We start from the raw sequence: 15173 nt of genomic DNA, 5'->3' as shown, positions 1-15173 counted from the left end.
GGCTACGGCTTGACCGACCGGTAGTAGCGCTGCGCGCCCTCGTGCAGCCGCAGCGGATCGGTGTAGATCGCGGTCCGCAGATCCACCAGCTGCGCCGCGTGCACCTCGTTGCCGATGCGGTCCCGGCTCCTTATCACCGAGCGGGTCAGCCCCTCCGTCAGCCCGGCGTCCGTACGGTCCGTGGTCACCAGCAGATTGGCCACGGCCACCGTCGGCACGGCCACCCCGCCCCGCACCTCGGAGTACGCGTCGGCGGGCATCACGGCGGACCGGTAGTGGCGGGAGGCACCACCCGCCGCGTGCAGCTCGTCGACGAGATCACCCAGCGATACGAGCCGGATCGCCATGCGCTCCGACAGGTTCCGCACGGCGCTGGTGGGCAGGCCGCCCGACCAGAAGAAGGCGTCGATCCCGCCCTCCTCCAGCAGCCGGGGCATGGTGTTGATGCCGGCGGACACCGGGACGATGTCCCGCTCGGGGTCGAGCCCGGCGGCCTCCAGCAACCGGTTCGCCACCAGCCGTACGCCCGAACCGTCCTGTCCCACCGCGACCCGCCTGCCGCGCAGATCCGCCGCGGACCGCACCTCGGAGCCCTTCTCCACGACGAGCTGCACATAGTCGTCGTACAACCGCGCACAACTGCGCAGCCGCTCCGCACCGGGCATGCGGTCCCGCTGGTACTTCGCCACGGCGTCCGCGGTGGCGATGGTGAAATCGGCCTCCCCGCTCGCCAGCCGTGCGAGGTTCTGCTGCGACCCCTCGCTGGTCCGCAGCCGCATGTCCACCTCGGGGAGATCACGGGCGAGGGACTCGCCCAGGAGTTCGCCGTAGAGCTGGTAGACCCCGGTCGTCACACCCGTACTGAACGTGATCCTCCCGCGCGGCGAGGTCTCCCCGATCGGCAGGAGCCACCACAGCAGCAGTCCGGACACCACGAAGGCGGCGACGGCCCCCTGGAGGGCGCGGCGGCGGCTGATGCCGGGGAGGACCTGGGGCATGCGCGTGATCCTGCCAGTTCACTCCCCTCGGGAACCAGGGGGTGCCCGGCCCCGTACTCTGGTGTACGAGATGAGCGAGAAGACATACGAGGTGCGCACTTACGGGTGCCAGATGAACGTCCACGACTCCGAGCGGCTCTCGGGCCTCCTGGAGGGCGCGGGATATGTCCGGGCGCCGGAGGGCGCCGACGGTGACGCCGACGTCGTCGTCTTCAACACCTGCGCGGTGCGGGAGAACGCCGACAACAAGCTGTACGGCAACCTCGGCAGGCTCGCCCCGATGAAGACGAAGCGGCCGGGCATGCAGATCGCCGTCGGCGGCTGCCTCGCGCAGAAGGACCGCGACACCATCGTCAAGAGGGCCCCCTGGGTCGACGTGGTCTTCGGCACGCACAACATCGGCAAACTGCCCGTGCTGCTGGAGCGCGCCCGCGTCCAGGAAGAGGCGCAGGTCGAGATCGCCGAGTCGCTGGAAGCGTTCCCGTCCACCCTTCCGACGCGACGCGAGAGCGCGTACGCCGCCTGGGTCTCCATCTCCGTCGGGTGCAACAACACCTGCACCTTCTGCATCGTCCCGGCGCTGCGCGGCAAGGAGAAGGACCGCAGGACCGGCGACATCCTCGCCGAGATCGAGGCACTGGTCGCCGAGGGCGTCTCCGAGATCACCCTGCTCGGCCAGAACGTCAACGCCTACGGCTCCGACATCGGCGACCGCGAGGCCTTCTCCAAGCTCCTGCGCGCCTGCGGGAAGATCGAGGGCCTGGAGCGCGTCCGCTTCACCTCGCCGCACCCGCGCGACTTCACCGACGACGTGATCGCCGCGATGGCCGAGACGCCGAACGTCATGCCGCAGCTGCACATGCCGCTCCAGTCCGGCTCGGACACGGTGCTCAAGGCGATGCGCCGCTCGTACCGCCAGGAGCGCTTCCTCGGCATCATCGAGAAGGTGCGCGCCGCGATGCCGCACGCCGCCATCTCCACCGACATCATCGTGGGCTTCCCCGGCGAGACCGAGGAGGACTTCGAGCAGACCATGCACACGGTCCGCGAAGCGCGCTTCGCACAGGCCTTCACCTTCCAGTACTCCAAGCGCCCCGGAACGCCGGCCGCCACCATGGAGGACCAGATCCCCAAGGAGGTCGTCCAGAAGCGCTACATGCGCCTGGTCGCCCTCCAGGAGGAGATCTCCTGGGAGGAGAACAAGAAGCAGGTCGGCAGGACGGTGGACGTCATGGTCGCCGAGGGCGAGGGCCGCAAGGACGGCGCCACGCACCGCCTCTCCGGCCGCGCCCCCGACAACCGCCTCGTCCACTTCACGAAGCCCGACGAGGACGTACGCCCCGGTGACGTGGTGACGGTCGAGATCACCTACGCCGCGCCGCACCACTTGCTGGCCGAGGGCCCCTCCAAGGCGGTGCGCCGCACCCGCGCGGGCGACGCCTGGGAGCGGCGCACCGCGGAGCCGGAGCAGGGCGCCGGTGTTCTCCTGGGGCTGCCGAAGATCGGCGTACCGGAGCCGCTGCCCGCGGCCACGGGCGGCTGCTCCGTCCAGTAAGCCGGTCGGCGGCCGGCCCGTGCGCCGGGGAGGACCGGGGACGCGGGCGTCCCGTGCGCGGGAGCTGCCGTACGACACTGAGGCCCCGGAGCCTCGGAACGGCGTTCCGCAGGGGTACTAGGCTTCCGGGCATGCTCGTCGCCGCCGCCGTATGCCCCTGCCCGCCGCTCCTGGTCCCCGAGGTCGCCTCCGGGGCCGCCCGGGAACTCGACGCCGCACGGGACGCCTGCGCGGACGCTCTCGGGGCGCTCGCGGCGTCCCGCCCCGACCTGCTGGTCGTGGTCGGCCCCGCGGGACAGGACGGCACCGGAACGTACCCCCGGGGGAGCGTCGGCGGCTTCCGGGGCTTCGGCGTCGATCTCGGTGTGCGCCTCGGCGCGACGGCGGAGGACGACCGGGCGAGCGCCGCGGGGCGCGAGCTCCCGGAGTCCCTCGCCGTGGGCGCCTGGCTGCTCTCCCGTACCCGGTGGGCGGACGCTCCCGTGGAGGGCCTCGGAGTCGGGGAGCGGCTTGCGAGCGGCAGGTGCGCGGACGAGGGCCGGAAACTCGCCGCACGGGCGGAGCGGGTCGCCCTTCTCGTGCTCGGCGACGGCAGCGCCTGCCGGACGCTCAAGGCACCGGGTTATCTGGACGAACGGGCCGACGGCTTCGACGCGGCAGCGGCGCGGGCGCTGGGCACGGCCGACACGGCCGCCCTGCTGGCCCTGGACGAGCACGTGGCGTACGAGCTCAAGGCGGCGGGCCGGGCCCCCTGGCAGGTCCTCGCGGGCGCCGCCGAGGGCGCCGGTCTCGACGGCCGGCTGCTGTACGAGGAGGCCCCTTACGGCGTCGGCTACTTCGTCGCCGCCTGGTCCTGAGCCCCGGGAAGCCGTCGGGAACGGAACCGTCGGGAACGTCAAAGACCCAAGCACGGCGGACGGCCGCGGAGCGACGTGCGCTCCGCGGCCGTCCGCCGTTGCCGCTTGTCAGGACACCGCGGGTCAGGGGGCCGGAGGGGGAGGCGGCGGCGCAGTGCCGGTGCCGCTCGTCCCGCCGGTCCTGTCGTCCTTGTGAGCGATGCGGTCCAGGGCCTGCTTGGCCTTGCCCGTTCCCGACTCGATCCGACTGCTGTACTTGCCCTTGGTCTTGCTGTCGACCGCCTTGGCGGCCTTGCTCAGACCCTGCTCGATCTTGCCCTCGTGCTGCTGCGCGAGATCCGAGACCTTGTCCTTCGCAGGAGCGATCTTGGCCTTCAACGAATCCAGGAAACCCATGGATCACCTTCGCTCTTCGGGGGGCTACTTATGGGCGTTCTCTCCGGCCTCGTTGTCGGCCGCCTCGTCCGCGGACTGCTGCTTGGGAATCTCGACGCCCTCCCCCTCGGCGGCTCCAGAAGTCCCGGCGCCCTTCTCGGCCGCGCCTTCCGCGGCGGCTTCTTCCGGGGAGCCGCCCGTCAGAGCGTCGGCCTGTGCCTCTTCGGGCGACGCCTCCACGACATCCTTGGACTTGCGGCGAAACCGTGCAAAAAGGCCCATATCTGCTCCATATATTACTCGTGTGGGCGAAATTCCGCGCCCGTCCGGAGCGTCTCATTGCGTCGCCCAGGGGCACCGGTCCGTAAACCGGCGGTCGGAACCTCGCAACAGGAAACGAACCCGGCCGCGTGCCGTCACGTAACTCGTTCGGGGAGGTGCCGCGGGGTTTGCGAGACTGGGGCAGTGAGAACTGCAGCTCCCGCACCGCGGGTCATCGCCGTTGTCGGCCCCACGGCAGCCGGAAAGTCCGATCTGGGCGTCGCCCTCGCCCAGCATTTCGGCGGGGAAGTCGTCAACGCCGACTCCATGCAGCTCTACCGGGGGATGGACATCGGCACCGCCAAACTGACGCCCGGCGAGCGCGGCGGCGTCCCGCACCACCTCCTCGACATCTGGGACGTGACCGAGGCTGCCAGCGTCGCCGAGTACCAGAGGCTCGCCCGCGCGGAGATCGACCGGCTCCTCGCCGACGGCCGTACGCCCGTCCTCGTCGGAGGCTCGGGGCTCTACGTACGGGGGGCCATCGACGCACTCGAGTTCCCCGGCACCGACCCGGCGGTACGGACCCGGCTGGAGGAGGAACTGGAGCTGCGAGGACCCGGCGCCCTGCACGCGCGTCTCGCCGCCGCAGACCCCGACGCGGGGCGCGCGATCCTGCCGAGCAACGGCCGGCGCATCGTCCGCGCGCTGGAAGTGATCGAAATCACCGGCAAGCCGTTCACGGCCAATCTCCCGGGCCCCGACTCGGTGTACGACACCGTCCAGATCGGCGTCGACGTCGGCCGCCCCGAGCTCGACGAACGCATCGCGGCACGCGTCGACCGCATGTGGGAGGCGGGGCTCGTGGACGAGGTGCGCACCCTGGAGGCGCAAGGGCTCCGGGAGGGGCGTACGGCCGCACGCGCCCTGGGGTACCAGCAGGTACTGGCCGCGCTGGCGGGGGAGTGCACCGAGGAGGAGGCGCGCGCCGAGACCGTGCGCGCCACCAAGCGTTTCGCCCGCCGCCAGGACTCGTGGTTCCGCCGGGATCCGAGGGTGCACTGGCTGAGCGGCGCGGCCGAGGACCGCGCGGAACTCCCGCAGCGGGCGCTGACATTGGTCGAACGAGCGGTTACAGCCTGATCACGTGATGGCATCGGGACGCTCCGCCCGTCATTCCGGTGCCCGGGCCCGTGCCATCATCAAGCTTCGATCGACCAGTGGAGTCCAAGTTGGGAGGGCGCGTGGCGATGGAAGCCGGCCCTCGTGACACAGCACAGGAAGATCCGGACCGTTTGAGCCCCGACGGGCCCGACGACCAGGACGTGGCGTCCGGGGCGGGGACGGGGCCCGAGGTCGAGGTCGAGCTGCGCCCGCAGCGGCGCCTGCGGATCTGGCAGCTCGCGCCGATCGTGGGACTCGCCGCCCTGGGCTCCCTGATGTTCGCCTTCCCCCTGGCCTTCGAGTTCGGCGACGGCGGAGCGGTCGTCGCCATGCTGGGGCTGCTGATCAGCTGCTGCGCCGCGGGCTGGGGCATGATGGCCGCCCGCCGCGTGGGACACACCTGGCCCGGCCTGCCGTCCAAGGACTCGGGCAAGCGTCCCGACTGGCGGATGATCGCGCTGTACGTCGTCGTGGGCGCCGGCCTGGTCGCGCTGGCCGTCTGGCGCGTGGCCCGCCTCCGCTGACCGCCCGTCGTACCCGCCCCGTACGATTGACGCCGTGAGCAACTCGCCGATCGCCTTCCTCAAGGGCCACGGGACCGAGAACGACTTCGTGATCGTCCCCGACCCGGACAACAGCATCGACCTGCCCCCCTCCCTCGTCGCGAAACTGTGCGACCGCAGGGCCGGCATCGGCGGTGACGGCCTGCTGCACGTCGTACGGTCCGCCGAGCATCCCGAGGCGCGTGCGGCGGCCGGGACGGCCGAGTGGTTCATGGACTACCGCAACGCGGACGGCTCGATCGCCGAGATGTGCGGCAACGGCGTCCGCGTCTTCGCCCACTACCTCCAGCGCGCGGGACTCGTCGGCGAGGGCGACCTGGCCGTCGCCACCCGCGGCGGTGTCAAGCGGGTGCACATCGCCAAGACGGAGGCCGGCGGCGACATCACCGTCTCCATGGGCCGGGCCCTCCTGCCCGGGGGCGACGTCACGGTCTCCGCGGGGGCCCGGGAGTGGCCCGCCCGCAACGTGAACATGGGCAACCCGCACGCCGTCGCCTTCGTCGACGACCTGGACCACGCCGGTGACCTGTTCACCGCCCCGTCCTTCAGCCCCGCCTCCGCCTACCCCAAGGGTGTCAACGTCGAGTTCGTCGTCGACCGCGGCCCGCGCCACGTCGCGATGCGCGTGCACGAGCGCGGCTCGGGCGAGACCCGCTCCTGCGGTACGGGCGCGTGCGCCGTGGCCGTCGCCGCGGCCCGCAGGGACGGCACCGACCCCGCCGTCACCGGTGAGCCCGTGACGTACACGGTCGACCTCCCCGGCGGGCGTCTGGTGATCACCGAGCAGCCCGACGGAGCCGTCGAGATGACGGGGCCCGCCGTGATCGTCGCCGAGGGCACCATCGCCCCGGACTGGATCACTCCGGCCCCCTAGGACCGGCAGGAAACGGCCGCCGCCCCGAGCTTCGCTCGAATGGGTGATCCGGTTCACGCTGAGCGAGAGCGGGACAGCGGGGCGTGGTGGGCTCGGTAGCATCAAGCACCGGCCGGGACGCGGGCCCACCCGTCCACCGCCGGTCGACGCTGCCGGAGGTGCCCCATGAGTGCAGAGGCCGCCCACCCAGGAGCCGCCAGCCGCAGGCGTGGCCGCACCAGACTGGACCTCCGCAGGCTCGGCCGTGTCGCCCTGCTCGGCCCCGCGTCGCGGGACCGGCTGCCCGACGCGATCGGCCACGTCGCGGACGCCCACCGCGCCCACCATCCGGACGCCGACCTCTCCATCCTGCACAGGGCGTACGTGCTCGCCGAGTCGTCGCACCGCGGGCAGATGCGCAAGAGCGGCGAGCCGTACATCACCCATCCGCTCGCCGTGACGCTGATCCTCGCCGAACTCGGGGCCGAGACCACCACGTTGACCGCGGCGCTCCTGCACGACACCGTCGAGGACACCGATGTGACGCTCGACCAGGTACGCACGGGGTTCGGCGAGGAGGTCTGCTTCCTCGTCGACGGTGTGACGAAACTGGAGAAGGTCGACTACGGCGCCGCCGCCGAACCCGAGACCTTCCGCAAGATGCTCGTCGCCACCGGCAACGACGTCCGGGTCATGTCGATCAAACTCGCCGACCGGCTGCACAACATGCGCACCCTCACCGTGATGCGCCCCGAGAAGCAGACCCGGATCGCCAGGGTCACCCGGGACGTCCTGATCCCGCTCGCCGAACGGCTCGGCGTACAGGCCCTCAAGACCGAACTGGAGGACCTGGTCTTCGCGATCCTCCACCCCGAGGAGTACGAGCACACGCGCGCCCTCATCGCGGCGGACGCCGCCGCGGGAGACCCGCTGGAGGCGATCGCGGAAGGGGTCAGGAAGGTGCTGCGGGAAGCCGGTCTGGCCGCCGAGGTCCTCGTCAGGCCCCGCCACTTCGTCTCCGTCCACCGGACCAGGCTCAAACGCGGCGAACTGCGCGGCACGGACTTCGGACGGCTGCTGGTGCTCGTCACGGAGGACGCCGACTGCTACGGCGTGCTGGGCGAGCTGCACACCTGCTTCACACCGGTGATCTCCGAGTTCAAGGACTTCATCGCGGCGCCCAAGTTCAACCTCTACCAGTCGCTGCACACCGCCGTCGCGAGCCCGGACGGCGAGGTGGCCGAAGTCCTCATCCGTACGCACCGGATGCACAAGGTGGCGGAGGCGGGCGTCGTCGCCCTGGGCAACCCGTACGCGCCGACCGAAGGCGCCGAGCCCGCCGTCGAGGACGAGCGCGCGGACCCCACCAGGCCCGGCTGGCTCTCCCGGCTGCTGGAATGGCAGGAGTCCACGCCCGACCCCGACACCTTCTGGACGTCACTGCGCGCGGACCTCGCGCAGGACCGGGAGATCACCGTGTTCCGCTCGGACGGCGCCGCGCTGGGGCTGCCGGCCGGCGCGAGCTGCGTGGACGCGGCGTACGCGCAGCACGGCGAGGCGGCGCACCGCTGCATCGGCGCCCGGGTCAACGGCCGGCTGGCGACCCTCAGCACGGTGCTGAGCGACGGTGACACGGTGCAGCTGCTCCTCGCCCACGACATCGGCTCCGGCCCCTCGCCCGAGTGGCTCGACCACGCCCGTACGCCCGCCGCGCGGATCGCCATCACCCACTGGCTTTCCGCCCATCCGCAGGACGACCCGCCCGCTCCGGGAGGCCGGACGCCGGAGCCCAGGCCGGAGGCTGCCCCCCTGGCGCCCGCCATCGACAGCCTGCTGCCCAGGAGCGCCGAGAACGCCGTCGTGGACCTCCCGGACGCGACCGTACGGCTCGCCGGCTGCTGCACGCCCGTACCGCCCGACGCCGTCACCGGCTTCGCCGTGCGCGGCGGTGTCGTCACCGTGCACCGCGAGGAGTGCCCCGCGGCGGCCCGGATGCGGGCGCGCGGGCGGGAACCGGTGGGCGTGCGCTGGCTGGCCACGGGCGACTGCCGGGTCACCCTGGTCGCCGAGTCCTTCGGGCGCCCCCGGCTCCTCGCCGACCTCACCGAAGCCATCGCCACCGCGGGCGCGGCGGTCGTCTCGGCCACCGTGGAACCGCCGAGCGAGCAGCGCGTGCGGCACACCTACACCCTCCAGCTCCCCGATGCCGCGGGGCTTCCCGCGCTCATGCGCGCGATGCGCGAGGTGCCCGGTGTGTACGACGTGAGCCGCGCCCAGCGTCCCGCCACCGCTTGACCGAACGGGCCGCTCTTTCGAGTGGAGCGGCGCGTGCGGACACGGCACGCGCGGCGGGCGCTGGTAGCGGTAGATCATGCTGCTCACCTCCCGGCGCCTGCGTACCGCCCTGCTGGCCGCCGCCTCGGCCACCCTCGTCGCCGCGACGCTCCCCGCCCCCGCGCCACCCCCGGCCCTCGGGATCGGCGATCCGCTCTTCCCCCGCCTGGGCAACCCCGGGTACGACGTTCTCGCGTACGACATCTCCTTCACGTACCGCGGCAACAACAGGAAACCACTGGACGCCGTCACGAAGATCGACGCGACGGCCACACAGCGGCTCGACCGGATCAATCTCGACTTCGCGTACGGCACCGTCGAATCGGTCGAGGTGAACGGCGAACGCGCCACGTTCGCGACGGCGGAGGAGGACCTGGTCGTCACGCCCGCCGAGCCGGTGCTCCGGGGACGGCCGATGCGGATCGTGGTCCGGCACACCAGCGACCCCGACCCCGGGGGACGTGAGGACAGCGGCTGGGTGCGCACCCGTGACGGCCTGGCGATGGCGAACCAGGCCGACGCGGCGCACCGCGTCTTCCCGTGCAACGACCACCCCGCCGACAAGGCGCTCTTCACCTTCCGTGTCACCGTGCCCAAGGGCATGACGGCGGTCACCAACGGACTGCCGGCGGGAAAGCGCGGGAACCCCGAGAACTCCGGGAACACGGCCGGCGCCGCCACCTGGGCATACCGGACCAGCCACCCCATGGCGACCGAACTCGCCCAGGTCTCCGTCGGCCGGTCGGCCGTCGTGCACAGAACCGGGCCGCACGGGCTGCCCGTACGCGATGTCGTGCCCGCCGCGGAACGCGCGCGGCTCGAACCGTGGCTGAAGAAGACGCCGGCGCACCTGAAGTGGATGGAGCGGCAGGTCGGCCGCTACCCCTTCGAGACGTACGGGGTGCTCGTCGCCGACGCGGAGACGGGATTCCAGCTGGAGACCCAGACGCTGTCGCTCTTCGAGCGCTCGCTGTTCACCCGTCCCGAGCTGCCCGAGTGGTACGTCGACTCGATCATGGTGCACGAACTGGCGCACCAGTGGTTCGGCAACAGCGTCTCGCCGCGCTCCTGGTCCGACCTGTGGCTGAACGAAGGGCACGCCTCCTGGTACGAGGCGCGGTACGCCGAGGAACACGCCGAGCAGTCGCTGGAGGCGAGGATGCGCGAGGCGTACGCGCAGTCGGACGAGTGGCGGGCAGAGGGCGGCCCGCCCGCCGCTCCCCGCAGCCCCGTGCCGGGGCAGAAGGTCAGCCTCTTCAGGCCGGTCGTCTACGACGGCAGCGCACTGGTGCTGTACGCGCTGCGCCAGGAGATCGGTGAGGACGCCTTCGGACAGCTGGAGCGGCGGTGGGTGCGGGACCACCGGCACGCCACCGCGACGACCGGTGACTTCACGAGCCTCGCATCGCGGATCGCGGGGCGGGACCTGTCCGGTTTCTTCCACGCGTGGCTGTACGGGAAGAAGACGCCGGCGATGCCCGGGCATCCCGACTGGCGGAGCGGGCATAAACCGGAGTGACGGCCCGGGGCGCCCCGTGCCACTATCGACGGACCGGCGCGACGGGCCGGCGGCGCAGCCGGGACGGAGACCTCCTGACACTTCGGGAATCTTCCGGGCACGTGACGCGTTGTGATCGGTGCAACCTACTTTTCTAGCGACGTAAGGATCCAATGACCTCCTCTTCTTCCGCTTCCAAGGACGCACAGAGCTTCACGGAGAACCTGACCGAGAGCCTTCGGGCCGATGCCCTGATGGAAGAGGACGTCGCCTGGAGCCACGAAGTCGACGGGGAGCGGGACGGCGACCAGTACGAGCGCTCGGACCGCGCGGCGCTCCGACGGGTGGCCGGCCTCTCCACCGAGCTCGAAGACGTCACCGAGGTCGAGTACCGGCAGCTGCGCCTGGAGCGTGTGGTGCTGGTCGGCGTCTGGACCTCCGGCACCGTGCAGGACGCCGAGAACTCGCTGGCCGAGCTGGCGGCTCTCGCGGAGACCGCGGGCGCCCTGGTGCTCGACGGCGTCGTGCAGCGCCGTGACAAGCCGGACCCGGCCACCTACATCGGCTCGGGCAAGGCGATCGAGCTGCGCGACATCGTGCTCGAGACCGGAGCCGACACCGTCGTCTGTGACGGTGAGCTCAGCCCCGGCCAGCTCATCCACCTCGAAGACGTCGTCAAGGTGAAGGTGGTCGACCGCACCGCCCTGATCCTGGACATCTTCGCCCAGCACGCCAAGTCCCGGGAGGGCAAGGCACAGGTCGCGCTCGCGCAGATGCAGTACATGCTGCCGCGACTGCGCGGCTGGGGTCAGTCGCTGTCCCGGCAGATGGGCGGCGCCGGTGCCGGCGGTGGCGGCGGTATGGCCACCCGCGGTCCCGGTGAGACCAAGATCGAGACCGACCGGCGCCGGATCCGCGAGAAGATGGCGAAGATGCGCCGGGAGATCGCGGAGATGAAGACCGGCCGCGACATCAAGCGCCAGGAGCGCAAGCGCAACAAGGTGCCTTCGGTCGCGATCGCCGGATACACGAACGCCGGAAAGTCCTCGCTGCTCAACCGCCTGACGGGCGCGGGTGTGCTGGTGGAGAACGCGCTGTTCGCCACCCTCGACCCGACCGTGCGCCGTGCGGAGACACCCACCGGGCGGGTCTACACGCTCGCCGACACCGTCGGGTTCGTACGGCATCTGCCGCACCACCTCGTCGAGGCGTTCCGCTCCACCATGGAGGAGGTCGGCGACTCCGACCTCATCCTGCACGTGGTGGACGGTTCCCACCCGGCGCCGGAGGAGCAGCTGGCGGCCGTACGCGAAGTGATCCGTGACGTCGGTGCGCTGGACGTGCCCGAGATCGTGGTGATCAACAAGGCGGACGCGGCGGACCCGGTCGTACTGCAGCGGCTGCTGCGCATCGAGCGTCACGCGATCGCGGTGTCGGCCCGTACGGGCGCGGGCATGGCGGAGCTGCTGGCGCTCATCGACTCCGAGCTGCCCCGGCCCGAGGTCGAGATCGAGGCACTCGTGCCGTACACGCAGGGCGGTCTGATCTCGCGGGCACACGCCGAAGGCGAGGTCATCTCCGAGGAGCACACCGGGGAGGGCACGCTCATCAAGGTGCGGGTGCACGAGGAGCTGGCGGCGGACCTGGCGCCGTACGTACCGGTGGCTCACTGACCGCGTCCGGGCCGTAGCGCGACCGTACGGCAACCGAGCCCGGAGCAAGCCCGAAGGCCCGCCCCCTCGTCGCGAGGGGGCGGGCCTTCGGCTTGCCCGGGGCCACGCCCGGGGAGGACCTGCTGGCCTACTGGTTGGCGAACTTCCCGCTCACCGAGTCGTAGATCCCCTTGGCCTCCTCGCCCAGGCGAGGACCGGCCAGCCAGCCGGCGGTCACCGGACCGATCGAGGTGTTGGAGACCAGCGCGGGCTTGCCGTCCCGGCCGAGAGCCGTCCAGCCGCCACCGGAGGAGCCACCGGTCATGGTGCAGCCGATGCGGTACATCGTCGGGTCGCCGGTGCTGATGGACAGACGGCCCGGCTTGTCGGCGCACTCGAGCTGCTTCTGGCCGTCGAAGGGCGGGGCGGCCGGGTAGCCGGTCGCCGTCATGCTCGCGATCTCCGGCGCGGCCGGTGCGTCGAACTCCACCGGGAGGGCCGAACCGACCGTCTCCTCCAGGGACTTGCCGCCGCCCTTCTCCGGGGTGACGTGCAGTACCGCGAAGTCGTACGGGGCGCCTTCGCCGCCGGTCGGGCCGCCCTGGGCGATCCACTGGTCGGACGTCTGCGCCCAGTCGCCCCACCACACGCCGTGCGGGGTGATCTCGTCCCGGGGCGCGTCACCGATCTCGGCGGCCGGCCTGTCGGTGTTGTTGTACGACGGGACGAAGGCGATGTTGCGGTACCAGCCGCCCTTCTTGCCCGCGTGCACGCAGTGCCCGGCGGTCCACACCATGTTGGACTTGCCGGGATGAGCCGAGTCCTGGATGACGGTCGCGGAACAGACCATCGAGCCCTCGGGCCCGTCGAAGAAGAGCTTCCCGGCCTCGGGGGCGCTCGTGGTGTACGGGGTCTTCAGGGGCTGTGCCTGGACGGGCGCGGGCGTCGGGTCGGTCACCCCCTGGTCGCCGGAGATGTCATTGCCCACCGGCCTGTCCGGCTGCTCCGCGTCCCGCATCCGGGCCGGGTCCCAGAGGTCCTCGATGATCGGGTTGATGTAGTCCTCGGCCTCGCGGAGCCAGTCGTCCTTGCTCCAGTCCTTCCAGGCGCCGCCCTTCCACTTGTCCAGGTCGACGCCGTGCTTCTTGAGCTCGTCCTTCAGGTGGTCGGGAATGACGATCTTGCCGTCGGCGGCCTGGCCGGCGGAGGCGCTCGGCTCGCCGCCCGCGTTGTCCTCGCCCGGCCCGCAGGAGGTGACGGTCAGGGCGAGGGCAGCGGCAAGCCCGACCGCGGCCAGTGCAGGGGAGGTTCGGCGACGCGCGCTCCTCCCGCCACGTGCTGCGAAGGTCGGGCGAATGGGTCGCATGTCGTGATCCCCCTGGGACTTCGAAATCTTCTTCGGCGAACTCTCTGCACATGCCGCTCACCCCGACGGCGGAGCTCCGGGGCCGGCGTGCGGACCCCACTATGCCGGTGCCGTCGAAGACGGCGCGCGGCAGGGCCGTGGTTCCCCCGACGTAAGGATCTTCCGATTGCCCGTGATCCCCCGGCGTCACTGTCGTTGGTACGTACGGGGAACGCAGGGTCAGTGTTCAGCGCCGACGGGCGACGGACCTGCGGAGAACTGCGACAGAACCTTCACCGCGGGAGGACCGACAGACGTGGCCGTGACCGAACCTGCCACTGCGGTGCTGACTGCCGCGCACGAGGGGATCCTCCGTCGCCAGTCACTGCGTGAATCGGCGGCGCGCACCTACGCGCGGTCCCTGCCCATCGTTCCCGTACGGGCGCGCGGGCTGACGATCGAGGGGGCGGACGGGCGCCGGTACCTCGACTGCCTCTCGGGCGCCGGGACCCTGGCGCTCGGGCACAACCACCCCGTGGTCCTGGAAGCGATCAAGAAGGTCATCGACTCGGGGGCCCCGCTCCATGTGCTGGACCTCGCGACCCCCGTCAAGGACGCGTTCATCACCGAGCTGTTCGCGACCCTGCCGCGCGGACTCGCCGACGACGCACGGGTCCAGTTCTGCGGTCCCGCGGGTACGGACGCGGTCGAGGCCGCGCTCAAGCTCGTACGCACCGCCACCGGCCGCAGCGGACTGCTGTCCTTCACCGGGGCGTACCACGGCATGACGGCGGGCGCCCTCGACGCCTCGGGCGGTGCGCAGGACGTACGGGTGACACGCCTGCCCTATCCGTACGACTACCGGTGCCCCTTCGGGGTGGGCGGTGAGCGCGGTGCCGAACTCTCCGCCCGCTGGACCGAGAACCTCCTCGACGATCCGAAGGGCGGGGTGCCGTCCCCGGCCGGCATGATCCTCGAACCGGTACAGGGGGAGGGCGGCGTGATCCCCGCACCGGACGACTGGATGCGGCGCATGCGCGCGATCACGGCGGACCGCTCCATCCCGCTGATCGCCGACGAGGTGCAGACCGGAGTCGGCAGGACCGGCACCTTCTGGGCGGTCGAGCACAGTGGCGTCGTGCCCGATGTGATGGTCATGTCCAAGGCCATCGGCGGCAGCCTTCCGCTGGCCGTCGTGGTCTACCGGTCCGGCCTCGACGCCTGGGAGCCGGGTGCCCACGCCGGTACGTTCCGCGGCAACCAGCTCGCCATGGCGGCGGGCGCCGCCACCCTGGCGTACGTACGCGAGAACCGGCTCGCCGACCGCGCCGCCGTGCTCGGCGCACGCATGATGAGCCAGTTGCAGGGACTGGCCGCCGACCACCCCTGCATCGGGAACGTACGCGGCCGGGGGCTGATGATCGGCGTCGAACTCGTCGACCCCGACTCCGGAAACCGTACGTCCACGGGCGTCCCCCCGGCAGCGCCCGCCCTGGCCGCCGCAGTCCAGCAGGAGTGTCTGAAACGCGGACTCATCGTCGAACTCGGCGGCCGTCACGCCGGCGTCGTACGCCTGCTGCCTCCCCTCACCCTCACCGATGGACAGGCCACGGCCGTCCTCGACCGTCTGGCCGACGCCCTGTCGGCCGCCGAGCGCTCCCCGTACCACCGGCAACAGACCGGGCTGTCGCACTGACCCCGGACCTCGTCACAAGGAA

The 15173-nt window shown here is 71.6% G+C and carries 13 protein-coding genes; 9 read left to right on the top strand and 4 right to left on the bottom strand.

Translation table 11 applies throughout. From position 1 onward, the window contains the following. Positions 1-2: 2 nt before the first annotated feature. Positions 3-998, bottom strand: coding sequence for a TAXI family TRAP transporter solute-binding subunit (locus tag BN1555_RS07730; RefSeq protein WP_093798683.1), 996 nt, complete (start codon positions 996-998; stop codon positions 3-5). A 70-nt stretch (positions 999-1068) separates the two neighbouring features. On the opposite strand from BN1555_RS07730, the gene miaB reads away from it, so the two are divergent. Together miaB and BN1555_RS07720 are read left to right on the top strand one after the other, a co-directional pair. Beyond that, positions 1069-2553 (top strand): tRNA (N6-isopentenyl adenosine(37)-C2)-methylthiotransferase MiaB, encoded by a 1485-nt coding sequence (miaB, locus tag BN1555_RS07725; protein ID WP_176709989.1) that lies wholly within the window; start codon positions 1069-1071, stop codon positions 2551-2553. Between the two features lie 131 nt (positions 2554-2684). Next, complete coding sequence (locus tag BN1555_RS07720) at positions 2685-3410, top strand: class III extradiol dioxygenase subunit B-like domain-containing protein (RefSeq protein WP_093798681.1); 726 nt, start codon at positions 2685-2687, stop codon at positions 3408-3410. A gap of 123 nt (positions 3411-3533) precedes the next feature. Here BN1555_RS07720 and BN1555_RS07715 read toward each other — a convergent pair whose 3' ends face one another. Then, complete coding sequence (locus tag BN1555_RS07715) at positions 3534-3806, bottom strand: antitoxin (RefSeq protein WP_093798680.1); 273 nt, start codon at positions 3804-3806, stop codon at positions 3534-3536. Positions 3807-3830: 24 nt separating this feature from the next. Beyond that, positions 3831-4067 (bottom strand): hypothetical protein, encoded by a 237-nt coding sequence (locus tag BN1555_RS07710; protein ID WP_093798679.1) that lies wholly within the window; start codon positions 4065-4067, stop codon positions 3831-3833. A gap of 183 nt (positions 4068-4250) precedes the next feature. Between BN1555_RS07710 and miaA the strand changes: the two genes are divergently transcribed. From miaA to hflX, 6 genes are all read left to right on the top strand, one after another. After that, positions 4251-5189 (top strand): tRNA (adenosine(37)-N6)-dimethylallyltransferase MiaA, encoded by a 939-nt coding sequence (gene miaA, locus BN1555_RS07705; protein WP_093798678.1) that lies wholly within the window; start codon positions 4251-4253, stop codon positions 5187-5189. 107 nt (positions 5190-5296) lie between these two features. After that, the gene (locus BN1555_RS07700; RefSeq protein ID WP_093798677.1) at positions 5297-5734 is read left to right on the top strand and encodes a hypothetical protein; all 438 of its coding nucleotides are present in this window, start codon (positions 5297-5299) and stop codon (positions 5732-5734) included. A 34-nt stretch (positions 5735-5768) separates the two neighbouring features. Further along, positions 5769-6647, top strand: a complete 879-nt coding sequence (gene dapF / locus BN1555_RS07695) for a diaminopimelate epimerase (protein ID WP_093798676.1) — start codon at positions 5769-5771, stop codon at positions 6645-6647. Positions 6648-6812: 165 nt separating this feature from the next. Further along, the gene (locus BN1555_RS07690) at positions 6813-8921 is read left to right on the top strand and encodes a RelA/SpoT family protein (RefSeq protein ID WP_093798675.1); all 2109 of its coding nucleotides are present in this window, start codon (positions 6813-6815) and stop codon (positions 8919-8921) included. 76 nt (positions 8922-8997) lie between these two features. Then, positions 8998-10479, top strand: coding sequence for a M1 family metallopeptidase (locus tag BN1555_RS07685; RefSeq protein WP_093798674.1), 1482 nt, complete (start codon positions 8998-9000; stop codon positions 10477-10479). A 152-nt stretch (positions 10480-10631) separates the two neighbouring features. Next, the gene (hflX, locus tag BN1555_RS07680; RefSeq protein ID WP_093798673.1) at positions 10632-12131 is read left to right on the top strand and encodes a GTPase HflX; all 1500 of its coding nucleotides are present in this window, start codon (positions 10632-10634) and stop codon (positions 12129-12131) included. A 127-nt stretch (positions 12132-12258) separates the two neighbouring features. Here the strand turns inward: hflX and BN1555_RS07675 are convergent, their stop codons facing one another. Next, complete coding sequence (locus BN1555_RS07675; protein ID WP_093798672.1) at positions 12259-13476, bottom strand: trypsin-like serine peptidase; 1218 nt, start codon at positions 13474-13476, stop codon at positions 12259-12261. A 295-nt stretch (positions 13477-13771) separates the two neighbouring features. Here BN1555_RS07675 and BN1555_RS07670 point away from each other — a divergent pair, with 295 nt between their 5' ends. Continuing rightward, entirely contained in the window at positions 13772-15151 is a 1380-nt protein-coding gene (locus tag BN1555_RS07670; protein WP_093798671.1) for a diaminobutyrate--2-oxoglutarate transaminase family protein, read from the top strand. Positions 15152-15173: the final 22 nt, after the last annotated feature.

This window comes from Streptomyces sp. Wb2n-11 (assembly GCF_001049855.1).
Classification (GTDB): Bacteria; Actinomycetota; Actinomycetes; order Streptomycetales; family Streptomycetaceae; genus Streptomyces; species Streptomyces altiplanensis.
Note: the sequence above shows the minus strand (reverse complement) of the source record. Positions and strands in the feature narration are given on the sequence as shown.

Excerpts from the sequence above, each read along its gene's own strand:
- BN1555_RS07690 (WP_093798675.1), top strand. The coding sequence starts at position 6,813 with ATGAGTGCAGAGGCCGCCCACCCAGGAGCCGCCAGCCGCAGGCGTGGC.
- BN1555_RS07710 (WP_093798679.1), bottom strand. The coding sequence starts at position 4,067 with ATGGGCCTTTTTGCACGGTTTCGCCGCAAGTCCAAGGATGTCGTGGAG.
- BN1555_RS07685 (WP_093798674.1), top strand. The coding sequence starts at position 8,998 with ATGCTGCTCACCTCCCGGCGCCTGCGTACCGCCCTGCTGGCCGCCGCC.
- BN1555_RS07700 (WP_093798677.1), top strand. The coding sequence starts at position 5,297 with ATGGAAGCCGGCCCTCGTGACACAGCACAGGAAGATCCGGACCGTTTG.
- miaB (WP_176709989.1), top strand. The coding sequence starts at position 1,069 with ATGAGCGAGAAGACATACGAGGTGCGCACTTACGGGTGCCAGATGAAC.
- hflX (WP_093798673.1), top strand. The coding sequence starts at position 10,632 with ATGACCTCCTCTTCTTCCGCTTCCAAGGACGCACAGAGCTTCACGGAG.
- BN1555_RS07715 (WP_093798680.1), bottom strand. The coding sequence starts at position 3,806 with ATGGGTTTCCTGGATTCGTTGAAGGCCAAGATCGCTCCTGCGAAGGAC.
- BN1555_RS07730 (WP_093798683.1), bottom strand. The coding sequence starts at position 998 with ATGCCCCAGGTCCTCCCCGGCATCAGCCGCCGCCGCGCCCTCCAGGGG.
- BN1555_RS07675 (WP_093798672.1), bottom strand. The coding sequence starts at position 13,476 with ATGCGACCCATTCGCCCGACCTTCGCAGCACGTGGCGGGAGGAGCGCG.
- BN1555_RS07720 (WP_093798681.1), top strand. The coding sequence starts at position 2,685 with ATGCTCGTCGCCGCCGCCGTATGCCCCTGCCCGCCGCTCCTGGTCCCC.